This window comes from Kribbella sp. NPDC051620 (assembly GCF_044453825.1).
Taxonomy (GTDB): Bacteria; Actinomycetota; Actinomycetes; order Propionibacteriales; family Kribbellaceae; genus Kribbella.
In genome coordinates, this window is the sequence record NZ_JBITDB010000001.1 from 698899 (window position 1) to 710684 (window position 11786).

Here is an 11786-nt window from a genome sequence, read left to right on the forward strand (position 1 = left end):
ATGGCCAACGCGAGCTTCTCCAGCACACTGTCCGTCTCCGTCGATGGGAGAGCGCTTCCGGACGACCTGATCGCGCTGCTGGCCGGGGCATGGGTGGATGACAACCTGCACCTGCCGGACCTGTTCAGCCTGCGTTTCCGCGACCCGGACCGGCTGGTGCTGGCGAAGTCCGGGATCACCATCGGCAGCAAGCTCAAGCTGTCCGTGCATGCCGCCCAGGAGAGCGCTCCCCAGGACCTGATGACCGGCGAGGTGACGGCGCTGGAGGTCGAGGTCGAAGGGACCGGCACCTTCACGATCGTCCGCGGGTACGACGCGGCGCACCGGCTGTTGCGTGGTACGCGCAGCGAGACCTATCAGCAGGTCACCTTCGACGACGTCGTCAAGAAGGTTGCCCAGCGCAATGGCCTGCCGATCGGCCAGGTGGACTCGACCAACACCGTGCACGAGTTCCTCTGCCAGGCGAATCAGACCGACTGGGACTTCCTCCGCACGCTGGCCGATGCGGTCGGCTACCACCTCGGGGTCGAGGCCGGGAAGCTCCAGTTCACCAAGCCGACGAAGGCGGCCGGCGCTCCGGACGGTTCGGATGCGACCCAGGCGCATGCTCTCGAGCTCGGTTCGGATCTGCTGCGGCTTCGGTCGGCGGTGACGGCGGCGGGTCAGGTGCCGTCGGTCGAAGTACGGGGATGGGATGACACGCAACAGCGGGCAGTCGTCGCGAAGGTGCCAGCGGCAACGACCAGCGCGCAGATCGGGCTGCGGCCGAGCGAGTTGGCCGACAAGTTCTCGGCGCCGCCATGGGTCGTGACGCATGTGCCGCATCGGACCCAGGCGACAGCGGAGGCCGCTGCGAAGGCGTTGGCCGAGCGGGTGGCCGGTACCTTCGCGGAGCTCGAAGGGGTATGCCGGGGCAACCCGCGGCTGCACGCTGGCGTACCGGTTGCCATCGGCAACCTTGGTGCGCCGTTCGACGGCAAGTACACGTTGAGCCGGGTGCGGCACGTGTTCGACGGCGACAGCGGCTACACGACGCTCATCTCGGTCACCGGCCAGCAGGATCGGTCGATGCTCGGACTGTCCGGATCCACCGGATCGCCCGCCCGGCAAGGGGTCGCGACGGCCGTGGTCACGGACGTGAACGACCCTGGGAAGACCGGGCAGGTGAAGGTCCGGCTGCCGTGGATGCGCGACGATTTCGGTACGTTCTGGGCGCGCGTCCTGCAAGCGGGCGCGGGCGCCGACCGTGGCTCGATGCTGCTGCCCGAGGTCGGTGACGAGGTGCTGGTCGCCTTCGAGCAGGGCGACATCGGCGCGCCCTTCGTCCTCGGCGGCCTCTACAGCGCCAACCGCAAGCCGTACGCCGGTCAGGCCGCGAGCGTCGACAGCGGCACCGGCGCCATCAACCGCCGCGCCTTCGTCGGCCGTACCGGGCACTCGCTCGAACTGCTCGAAAGCTCGCAGAAGAACGGGATCTGGCTGCACACCGGTGACGGCAAGCTCAGCGTCGCGATGGACGGTACGAACGCTCCGGTGATCACCGTGCACAGTGACGGCAAGGTGGTCGTCGAGGCCAAGGACGGCGTCGACATCAACGCCGGTACCGGCGGCGTCAAGATCACTGCCGGGCAGAAGATCGAGCTGACCGCGAAGACCGGCATCACGCTCGACGCCGGCACCGGCGACGTCCAGCTCAAGGGTGTCAACGTCGAGGTGAAGGGCACCGCGCAGGCGACGGTGTCGGCCGCGAAGGTCAGCGTGGCGGGCCAGGCGAGTACCGAGATCAACGGCGGCGCGGCCCTCGCGATCCAGGCCGCGCTCGTGAAGATCAACTGAGGCGGGAGAACAAACGATGCCTGGACCAGCAGCCCGGGTCGGCGACCTGACCGGCCACGGTGGTGCGCTCGGCCCGCCGGGAGTACCGACCGTCCTGATCGGCGGGATGCCGGCGGCAACAGTCGGTACTCCGCATGTGTGCGCGATCCCGTTGCACCCGCCGTCGGCCGTGGTACCGCCGGGATCGCTGACCGTGCTGATCGGTGGCCTGCCGGCCGCCCGGATGACGGACCTGACCGGATGTGGGGCGCCGATCGCGATCGGCTGCCTGACCGTTCTGATCGGCGGCTGACAGATGGCCGGAACTGAACGGAGGACGCGGTGAGCTCGGAGTTCGTCGGGGCCGGTTGGGCGTTTCCGTTGCGGACGGACGCGACCGGCCGGATCGCGCTGGTCCGGCAGGAACGCGAGATCGAGGAGAGCATCCGGCTGATCCTCGGCACGTCACCGGGGGAGCGGCCGATGCGGCCCGAGTTCGGCTGCGGCATCCAGGAGCACATCTTCGCGCCGGCCGACGCGACCACGGCCGGCAAGATCATCGCCGACGTCCGGATCGCGCTGGACCGCTGGGAGCCGCGGATCGAGCTGCTCGACGTGCGCGTGCACTTCGACCGGATCGATGCGGGAGCGCTCTACATCGATCTCCACTACGCGATCAGCGGCAGCAACAGCCCGCGCAACCTGGTCTTCCCGTTCTACCTGATCCCCGAGCACGCCGAGCTGACGACCGGAGGAGCGGCATGACCCTGACCGCGCCGAACCTCGACGACCGCCGGTTCCAGCAACTGGTGGACGACGCCAAACGGATGATCCAGCAGCGCTGCCCGGAGTGGACCGACCACAACGTCTCCGACCCCGGCGTCACGCTGGTCGAGGCGTTCGCGACGATGGTCGACCAGTTGATGTACCGGCTGAACCGGGTGCCCGAACGGCACTACCTGAAGTTCCTCGACCTGGTCGGCATCAAGCTCTTCGCCCCCGCGGCGGCTCGCGCCGACATCACCTTCTGGCTTTCGGCCGCGCAGCCCGAGACGATCACCGTCCATGCCGGCACCGAGGTCGCGACGCTCCGCACCGAGCACGACGAGGCGACGGGCTTCAGCATCGTCGACGAGCTCGCGATCGTCTCCTGCTCGCTCCTGAATGTTGCCACCAGCAACGGTGGCACGGTCGTCCTGGACCGGACGGTCGAGCTGCAGGACGGTGTCGGCTTCGACTGCTTCGCTGCCCCGCCGGCGCCTGACAACGCCCTGTACGTCGGCCTGTCGGCGGCCGTCCCGTCCTGCGCGGTACTGCTCCGCGTCGACTGTGAGGTCGAAGGCATCGGCGTCGACCCGCTCGACCCGCCGCTGAGGTGGGAGGCGTGGAACGGCGAGGAGTGGATCGCCTGCGAGGTCGACCGCGACGGCACGGGGGGCCTCAACCGGCCGGGCGACATCGTCTTGCACGTCCCGGTGGGGCACGTGCAGTCGGTGCTCGCCCAGCAGCGGGCAGGCTGGTTGCGTTGTGTGCTGGTGTCGCCGGACACCGACCAGCCGTTCTACAGCGAGTCGCCCAAGATCCGTCACCTCGAGGCATGCACGATCGGCGGTACGACGGTTGCCGAGCACGCCGAGCCGGTACTGGCTGAGGAGCTCGGGCGGAGCGACGGGAGCGCGGGACAACGATTCGAGTTGCAGCGGCGGCCGGTGACGCTGGCCCCGGATCCAGAGGTGGTGCAGGTTGGTACCGATCTTGGCTGGGTCGAGTGGACCTTGGTGGACAGCTTCGCCGAGTCGTCGGCGACGGACCAGCACTTTGCGCTCGACCGGCAGAACGGGCAGGTGTTGCTCGGACCGGCTGTGCGTCAACCGGATGGGACTTTGCGGTCGTACGGGGCGGTACCGCCGAAGGGCGCAGTACTGCGACTGGCCCGGTACCGCACGGGGGGCGGTGCCGCGGGCAATGTGGCCGCGCATGCGTTGCGGGTGTTGAAGACCTCGCTGCCGTTCGTCAGTGAGGTCGACAACCGGCGCGCGGCGACCGGGGGAGTGGATGGTGAGCAGGTGCCGGACGCGATGCTTCGGGGACCGCTCTCGCTGCGTACTGCGTCGCGCGCGGTGACTGCCGAGGACTACGAGTTGCTTGCGCGGGAAGCCGCACCGTCGCTCGGGCGGGTGCACTGTGTGCCTGGGGATGATGGTGAGCCGAATGTGGTGCGGCTTCTCGTCGTACCGAGGTTGCCGGTGGATCCGCAGGCGGCCGTGGACTTCGGGGCGTTGCGGCCGGCGGACGAGGTGTTGCAGCGGTTGGCAGATCATCTTGAGCCGCGACGGATGCTTGGTGCGCGGCTGCTGATCGAGCCGCCGTTCTATCGGGCGGTGACGGTGGTGGCGCGGTTGACCGCGGCTGCTGACGCGTCGGCGGAGCGGGTTCGGCCGGCGGCGTTGGAGGCGCTCTATCGGTTCATGCATCCGTTGCTCGGTGGGCCGCGCGGCGATGGCTGGCCGTTGGGGCGGACTGTGCAGACGGGTGACATTCATGCTTGTCTGCAACGGGTTCGCGGGGTCGAGTCGGTGGAGGATGTGCGGCTTTACCTGGCTGATCCGGTGCTGGGGACGCGGAGCGATACGCCGGTCGATCGGGTCGAGTTGAGCCGGACCGAGCTGGTGTACTCGTTCGAGCACCAGATCATGGTGCGGAGGTAGAGATGCGTGGGCTGATCGACGGGCTGCCGAATCCGCATCCGTTGCTGGAGATCTTGCCGGGGCTGTATGCCGAGGACGACCTGGCGGTGCGGCTGACCGGAGTGTTCGACGAGGCGTTGGCGCCGGTGGTGGCGACGCTGGACAACTTCGGCGCGTACCTCGATCCGGAGTTGGCGCCCGAGGATTTCGTGGAGTTGCTCGGTTCTTGGGTGGCCGCGTTCGCGGACCCGCGGATCCCGGTCGCGCGGCAGCGGTTGCTGGTGGCCGCGACGACTGAGCTGCATCGGAGCCGTGGGGCCGCGCATGCGTTGCGCGAGACGCTGCGGCTGGCATGCGGCGTCGATGCCGAGATCACCGAGTCGGGCGGTACTGCGTGGTCCGCGCAAGCCGGCGCCGAGCCACCCGGCCAGGCGTCGGCGCAACTCGTCGTACGGGTCCCGAGCGAGGCGGACGAAGCAGTCGTCCACCGAATCGTCGACGCACTGCGGCCGGCCAACCTGCCGGCCCGGGTAGAAGTCCTGGAGGCCGACCGATGATCCTCTGCAACGACTGCGGCGAACAGAACGAAGAAGGCACAGTCTTCTGCACCCGCTGCGGCGTCTTCCTCGAATGGGAAGGCGAACACGTAACCCCAGCTACCACTGCGGTACCCCAGTCAGCGGCAAAGGTTGCGGCACCAACAGCACCTCCAGAGCACGTTCCGTTGCTGCCGCTGCCCGTACCTGAAGCACAGCCTGTACCTGAAGAACCTGCTGTTGTTGCTCGGCAGCCTCAGGCTGTTAAGCGGAAGATGGCTCGGCGGAGTCGGTCGCCGGTGGTTGTGCCTACTGGGTCTCGGGTTTGTGGTGGGTGTGGGATGCCCAATGAGGCGAGGCGGCGGTTCTGTGCGAAGTGTGGGTTCAGTTTGGTTGATGCTCGGGTGGTCCGGAAGGCGCCTTGGTGGCGGCGGGTAACCGGGCGGGAGCGGGTTTATGCGGCGGGGACGCGGATTCGGCCGGGGGTTGGGCGGCGGAAGTTTCGTGGGGCCACCAGGGTCGGTGTCGTGCTGGCGTTGATCGCCGGTGGGGGAGTGCTCGCGGGGCCGCAGCGGGGGTTGGTGATGAGTGGGGTGCACAAGGTGCAGGATCAGTTTGCTGAGCCGCTGCAGGTACGGCCTACGGCGAGCAAGGCGAGTGGGGTGGCCGGCAAGCAGGGTGCACAACTCGCCTTCGACGGCGCCAAGAACACGTACTGGGGAGCGCCGCGCACCGGCAAGACCGCCAAGCCCGTCCCGTGGGTGACGGCCGGCTTCAGGTCGCCGATCAAGCTGACCGCCTTCACCATCTACGCGGGCGTCGCCCCGGAGACGCCGAAGTTCGTCGCCGGTCCGCGGCCCGCCGAGATCGAGGTCACCGTGATCACCGGCGGCGAGCCGGTCATCCAGCGCTTCACCTTGAAGGACGTACCTACCAAGCAGGAGTTCAAGCTCAAGGTCGACGACGCCCGCGCGGTCCAGGTCGCCATCGTCCGGACGATCGCCCCGACCCGCTCGACCCTCACCGCGATCGCCGAGCTCGAGTTCTTCGCCCGCCGCTGAGGCAGCCGAGACGGAACGAGCCGCGGACCGATGTCGGTCCGGGGCTCCAAGCTTGGTACGTCAGTTGGGTGCGGCGCTTGTCGGGGGAGTGGTCGGGGCCGGGGGCTTGTCGGTGAGGATGCCGCCGACCATCACCGCGTTCTCGCAGTCGGTCGCGCCCGGGGCCGGGGCCGTGCACTCGAGGCTGACGACGACCTTCTCGCCGGCCACCAGTACCGCGAGCGGTGAGATGTACCGGTAGTCCTGGATGTTGCGGAAGTACTGCGGCGCGACCCCGCCGAGCGACTTCTTGTCCTTGCGCAGGTCCAGGTAGCCGGTACTTCCCTGCGACTCGAAGTTGACGTCGGTGATCCGCAGGACCTTGTCCTTCGGCACCTCGAACGACTCCTCGACCGTCTTGCCCGGCTTCGCCTTCAACGGCCAGCGCTGCGAGAACGGCGTGCCGACCATCGCGGCGGCCTGGGCGGCGAGTTCCTTCTCCCGGTCGGAGAGGTTCTTCTCCTGCTGGCTCTGCCCCTTCGCCGTGTTCTTCGCCGAGTTCTGAGCGGTGTTCGCGGCCTGCTGCGCGGCGCCCGCCTGCGTCTTGGCCTCGTCGACCTTCTGCTGCATCTGTTTCAGCGGTTTCTCGACCGCGTTCTCGGCGCTCGACTCGATCGCGGGCCGCAGGGCGACGAACCACAACCCGGCGAGCACCGCGGCCGCGGCGAGCGCGCCGGCGATCGCCTTGCCCGTCCAGGCAGGAAGGATCGGGTCCTGGACCATCATCGCGTCGACGCTGGTGAGAGCGGCCTTCGTCCCGTTCGGGCCTCCGGCGGTGACCTGGGTGACGACGACGCTGAACTGCCGCGTCTTCGACGGGCCGCGCCAGATCCGCTCCAGCGGCCGGGCCTTGAGCTTCGAGAACGCCGCCGTTCCCGGCGCGACCTCGACGGTGCTCGGCGAGAACCGGAACTCCATCACCGCGTCCGGGTCCTTGCCGGTCAGCTCGACGGTGACCGGGCGGTTGCCGCGGTTGTCGATCGCGAGCGTGTGCCGCCCGACCCGGCTGCCGTGCGACGTCCGCGGAGTCAGCTCCGCGGTGACGTCGCTGAACGCCTGGACGTGCGCCACGGCCTCCGGTACGGCGGTGTCGGCCGGGTGCTCCTGAGGCTGGACCAGTACGCCGAACGCGACGTCGCCCGCCTCCACCACCGCCTCCCGCGGCACTGTGATGGTGATCGTCGCCGTGCCCTCCGCGTCCGGGTAGAGGGAGAGCGTGGCCGGTTCGACCACGGCGTAGCCGGCCAGGTCCCCGACCGGAGTCAGGGTGTAGGCCTCCACGATCGAGCCGCGGTTGGCCACCTGGACCTGACACTGGGCCGGCGTACCGGGCACGATCACGAGTTCTTCGACATCCAGTCGCGCTGAAGTAGACACAGCATCAAGGATCGGCCGCTGCTGGTGATCGCACATCGAGCCGGAGTACAGCCGATCGGGCAACCGGATTGCCCGTTCGGCGGTACCCTGAGCAGAGTGCGGCGCCGACACCCCGGCGTTGGCCGCCCGAATCGCCGGCCGACCGGACAGACTGAGCCAATGGATGCCGAGAGCAACGATTCCCAGTACGCCGGAACGTTGCGCGCGGCGCTCGCCGACCTGCTGGTCGAGCAGGGCGCGATCCACGACGACCGGATCGCGACCGCGTTCCGGCTGGTCCCGCGGCACCTGTTCGTGCCCTTGGTGCCGCTGGAGATCGCCTACGCCGACGACGTCGTACTGATGAAGCGCGACGCGTCCGGCGTCGCCATCAGCTCGGTCTCCCAGCCGACCGTGGTCGCGCTGATGCTCGAGCAGGCCGACGTCCGGCCGGGTCATCGGGTGCTCGAGATCGGTTCCGGCGGCTACAACGCGGCCCTGCTGTCCGAGCTGGTCGGGCCCGACGGCGAGGTGACCACGATCGACATCGATCTGGACGTGACGATCCGGGCGCGGGAAACGCTGGACGCCGCCGGCTACCCGGACGTCCGGGTGCTGCGGACCGATGGCGAGTTCGGCGACCCGGCGGGCGCGCCCTATGACCGCATCATCGTCACCGTCACCGCTTGGGACATCGCGCCCGCCTGGATGGAGCAACTGGCGCCGGGCGGGCGGATCGTCGTACCGCTGAGGTTCCGGGCACAGACCCGGTCGATCGGGTTCGATTTGCTGGATGCCGAATCGTCGGGGCACAGTTTGGAGAGCCGGTCGATGGTCGTCTGCGGGTTCGTCAACATGCAGGGTGCGGGCGCGGCATACGAGCGCTGGGTGCCGCTGCACGGTGGGCTGGTCAGCCTGAGCTTCGACGAGGACCAGGAATCCGAACCGGTACCGCCCGAGCGGGTGCTGGACCAGCCGAAAGCGTCGGCGTGGTCCGGCGTACTGATGAACCGGGAGGAACCGCTCTCAGATCTCGACCTCTGGCTCGCGAGCACGCTGCCCGGGTTCTGCGTACTCAGCGCCGAGCCGCGCGCGCTGAAGAAGCGCATCGTCGCCCCGGTCCCACGCTGGGGAGCATCCGCGATGGCATCCAGGAATTCGCTCGGCTACCTGACGTCCCGCCCCGCAGCGGACCCCGACTACGTCGAACTCGGCGCCAACGCCCACGGCCCGGCCGCGCAGGACTTCGTCCAGTTGCTGGTCGACCAGGTCCGCGTCTGGAACGAGAACCTGCGTGGCGGCAAAGGCCCGACCCTGCGGGTGGACCCGGCAAGCCTGCCGCCGGATCAACTACCGCCCGGCTTCCACCTTCGCACCAGGCACAGTCATTTAACGCTGATCTGGTGACGGGCGGCCGGCGTTGCGGACGGTTTGCCAGAGTTCGTCCATGTCGGAGCGGTCGTCGGGCTCGGGCTTCTCGACCCAGCCGCTGGCCCAGACGTTCTCGTCCCGGTCGAGATCGAAGACCGACTCGGCGAACGCGGCCGAACCGACGTACCGGTTCTCGTCCTCGTCCCGCGCCGGCCGCTCGCCATCCGAAGCAGCCGCCGCGGTCTTGCCCGCCGGAGCGATCAGACTGCGCGCGTACTTCTGCGCCTCGATGATGCCCAGATCCTGCTCGTCGCAGAGCAGCCGGATCGCCGGCACCTCGTTCCCGGACTTCATCAACTCCCGCACCCGCCGCTCCAGCGCGCTGCCCGGCGCGGGAAAGCTGTGTTCCGCATGATGCTGCTGGTACTGCGGTTGCCACTGCGGCTCGAACTGTCCGGGAGCCGCGTACTGACTGGGGGCCGGCTGGTACTGAGTCTGCGCGGGCTGGAACTGAACCGGCGGGGCGTACTGAGCGACTGGCACCCCCGGCTGCTGTCCCGCCTGCTGCCCGGCCTGGAGCAATGACTGCAGCATCCCGGCCAGCTGCGCACTGCTCTGCGCCCGCCCGCTCTGCTGAGCGCCCGGCACCGGCAGCGGCTGCACCGGCACCGGCTGACCCGACGCCGGCTGCGTGTACTGGCCCTGGACCACCGGCGGTTGACTCGCCGCCTGTTGTGCCTGGATCTTCGCCATCAGTGCCTGCACCCGTGGGCTCGGCTGGCCGGACTTCTGCTGCTTCTTCGCCGCGTTGCGCCCGAATCCGAAGATGATCATCAGGACCACGAAGATGATGAAGCCCGTCATCGGATGCCTCCAGGGCGCGGTCTGGGAACTGCGTGAAGGCCAGCGTAGAGCCCCCGGAGACCACGAGTCGGAACAACCCGGTGGTGACCGCTACAATCTTGCGTACCGCTGATCACTTCACATTGACATTTCAAAGGGGAATTCCCGCGTGGCATCGACGAACGACCTCAAGAACGGCATGGTGCTCAACCTGGATGGGCAGCTGTGGTCTGTCGTCTGGTTCCAGCACCACAAGCCCGGCAAGGGCGGCGCGGTGATGCGCACCAAGCTGAAGAACGTGCTGAGCGGCAAGGTCGTCGACAAGACCTTCAACGCCGACGTCAAGGTCGAGGTGGCCAACGTCGACAAGCGCGACATGACGTACCTGTACAACGACGGCGGCTCGTACGTCTTCATGGACAGCTCCACCTACGAGCAGGTCCACATCACCCCCGAGGTGGTCGGTGAGGCGTCGCACTTCCTGCTGGAGAACCAGGAGGCCATCGTCGCGGTGCACGAGGACCTGCCGCTCTACGTCGAGCTGCCGGCCTCGGTCGAGCTGACCGTGGAGTACACCGAGCCCGGCCTGCAGGGCGACCGCTCGACGGGTGGCACCAAGCCCGCCAAGCTGGAGACCGGCTACACGATCAACGTCCCGCTGTTCCTGACCACTGGCGAGAAGGTCAAGGTGGACACCCGGACCGGGGACTACCTCGGCCGCGTCACGTCCTGACCGCAGCACCTATCACTGGAGCTGACAACAGAACATGTCTGCCCGTAGCAAGGCCCGCAAGCGCGCCCTCGACGTGCTCTTCGAGTCGGAGGTCCGGGGGCTGCCGGTCGGCGGCACCCTGGCCGACCGGGTGGCTGACAACGACCCACCGGTGAACGAGTTCACGGTGGCGCTGGTCGAGGGCGTGGCCAAGCACATCGACCAGATCGACGAACTGCTCAGCGCGCACTCGGTCGGCTGGACGCTGGACCGGATGCCGGCCGTCGACCGCAACATCCTGCGGATCGGCGCGTACGAGCTGCTCTTCGACGAGCAGGTGCCGGACGTGGTGGCGGTCAGCGAGGCGGTCGCGATGGCCCGCGACCTGTCGACCGACGAGTCGCCGGCCTTCGTCAACGGGCTGCTGGCCCGGCTGTTGCAGCTCAAGCCCACGCTGGGCGTCTAGAAACACCCCTGCAGGGCCCCGAAGAGCACAACAGGCCCGGTACCGCCACGGTGCGGTGCCGGGCCTTCTCAGCGTCCCCGTTCGTCGGCTCGGGGGGAACGGCCCCGGCCAGGTACTGCGACTACTCGTACTGAAAAAGCCAACACTTCGGTACTACGTGATGCTGGTGGCCCGTCCCCGTGTGGAGGGGCGGGCAGGCGGCCGCGGGCAAGCTGCTACGAGCCCCGACCGTCTTGTCTCGCCGTCTACCGGACGCCGCTCAGGCGCCGGCTGCCTCGGACTCCTCGACGTCACCCTTCGCCTCCGGGTTGAGCACACCCCAGGAGATGAAACGCTCGGTCAGTGTCGTCGGCGACTCGTCGTAGATCACGGCGAGGGTGCGCATGTCGTCCTGACGGATCGACAGCACCTTGCCGTTGTAGTCCCCGCGCTGGGCCTGGATCGTGGCCGCGTACCGCGTGAGCGGACCGGCCTCGCTCGCGTCGAGGTGCTGCAGAGCCTCCAGATCCAGGATCAGCCTCGGCGGTGCAGCAGCAGCTGCGGCCGCACTGGCGGATCCAGGAAGCAGCTCACGGATCGGCACGCCGTAGAAATCGGCGAGCTCCGCAAGCTTCTGGACGGTGACGGCCCGATCGCCACGCTCGTACGAGCCGACGACGACCGCCTTCCAGCGACCCTTGGACTTCTCTTCCACGCCGTGCAGCGACAGACCTTGCTGCTGGCGGATGGCGCGCAACTTGCCGCCCAGTGTCTTCGCGTATTCGCTAGGCACGCTGGTTCTTCCCTCCGACTTTTGGTCGATTCTCGGGGCCTGGCTGTGAGGTCCACAGCCGGGCCATTTGATCAAACCCCCCACGGTTACACAGAGTAACAATATTCTGGGCGTGAGGCCAGCGTCAA

The 11786-nt window shown here is 68.3% G+C and carries 12 protein-coding genes; 9 read left to right on the forward strand and 3 right to left on the reverse strand.

From position 1 onward, the window contains the following. The 6 genes from ACIA12_RS03090 to ACIA12_RS03115 all read left to right on the forward strand — a co-directional run bounded on the left by ACIA12_RS03090 (position 1) and on the right by ACIA12_RS03115 (position 6099). Positions 1-1836 carry a VgrG-related protein gene (locus ACIA12_RS03090; RefSeq protein ID WP_396365137.1) on the forward strand — a complete coding sequence of 612 codons (1836 nt, stop codon included), beginning with the start codon at positions 1-3 and terminating at the stop codon, positions 1834-1836. 16 nt (positions 1837-1852) lie between these two features. Further along, entirely contained in the window at positions 1853-2128 is a 276-nt protein-coding gene (locus tag ACIA12_RS03095; protein WP_396365138.1) for a PAAR domain-containing protein, read from the forward strand. Between the two features lie 29 nt (positions 2129-2157). After that, positions 2158-2580: a GPW/gp25 family protein gene (locus ACIA12_RS03100; RefSeq protein WP_396365139.1), complete on the forward strand. Its 423-nt coding sequence runs from the start codon at positions 2158-2160 to the stop codon at positions 2578-2580. Beyond that, positions 2577-4523, forward strand: coding sequence for a putative baseplate assembly protein (locus ACIA12_RS03105; RefSeq protein WP_396365140.1), 1947 nt, complete (start codon positions 2577-2579; stop codon positions 4521-4523). The genes ACIA12_RS03100 and ACIA12_RS03105 overlap by 4 nt, the downstream gene beginning before the upstream one ends. 2 nt (positions 4524-4525) lie before the next feature. Next, a complete protein-coding gene (locus ACIA12_RS03110; RefSeq protein WP_396365141.1) occupies positions 4526-5059 on the forward strand; it encodes a phage tail protein in 534 nt (177 codons plus the stop codon). 506 nt (positions 5060-5565) lie between these two features. Beyond that, positions 5566-6099, forward strand: a complete 534-nt coding sequence (locus tag ACIA12_RS03115) for an NADase-type glycan-binding domain-containing protein (RefSeq protein WP_396365142.1) — start codon at positions 5566-5568, stop codon at positions 6097-6099. A gap of 60 nt (positions 6100-6159) precedes the next feature. Here the strand turns inward: ACIA12_RS03115 and ACIA12_RS03120 are convergent, their stop codons facing one another. Next, the gene (locus ACIA12_RS03120) at positions 6160-7515 is read right to left on the reverse strand and encodes a hypothetical protein (protein WP_396366038.1); all 1356 of its coding nucleotides are present in this window, start codon (positions 7513-7515) and stop codon (positions 6160-6162) included. A gap of 159 nt (positions 7516-7674) precedes the next feature. Between ACIA12_RS03120 and fxlM the strand changes: the two genes are divergently transcribed. Next, the gene (fxlM, locus tag ACIA12_RS03125; RefSeq protein ID WP_396365143.1) at positions 7675-8901 is read left to right on the forward strand and encodes a methyltransferase, FxLD system; all 1227 of its coding nucleotides are present in this window, start codon (positions 7675-7677) and stop codon (positions 8899-8901) included. Here fxlM and ACIA12_RS03130 read toward each other — a convergent pair. Further along, the gene (locus tag ACIA12_RS03130) at positions 8884-9729 is read right to left on the reverse strand and encodes a hypothetical protein (protein WP_396365144.1); all 846 of its coding nucleotides are present in this window, start codon (positions 9727-9729) and stop codon (positions 8884-8886) included. The two genes, fxlM and ACIA12_RS03130, sit on opposite strands and share 18 nt — an antisense overlap. Before the next feature lie 148 nt (positions 9730-9877). Here ACIA12_RS03130 and efp point away from each other — a divergent pair, with 148 nt between their 5' ends. Further along, the gene (efp, locus tag ACIA12_RS03135) at positions 9878-10441 is read left to right on the forward strand and encodes an elongation factor P (protein WP_020390670.1); all 564 of its coding nucleotides are present in this window, start codon (positions 9878-9880) and stop codon (positions 10439-10441) included. 34 nt (positions 10442-10475) lie between these two features. After that, positions 10476-10886: a transcription antitermination factor NusB gene (gene nusB / locus ACIA12_RS03140; RefSeq protein ID WP_396365145.1), complete on the forward strand. Its 411-nt coding sequence runs from the start codon at positions 10476-10478 to the stop codon at positions 10884-10886. A 259-nt stretch (positions 10887-11145) separates the two neighbouring features. Here the strand turns inward: nusB and ACIA12_RS03145 are convergent, their stop codons facing one another. Further along, the gene (locus ACIA12_RS03145) at positions 11146-11658 is read right to left on the reverse strand and encodes a transcriptional regulator (protein ID WP_026163359.1); all 513 of its coding nucleotides are present in this window, start codon (positions 11656-11658) and stop codon (positions 11146-11148) included. Between the last annotated feature and the right edge of the window lie 128 nt (positions 11659-11786).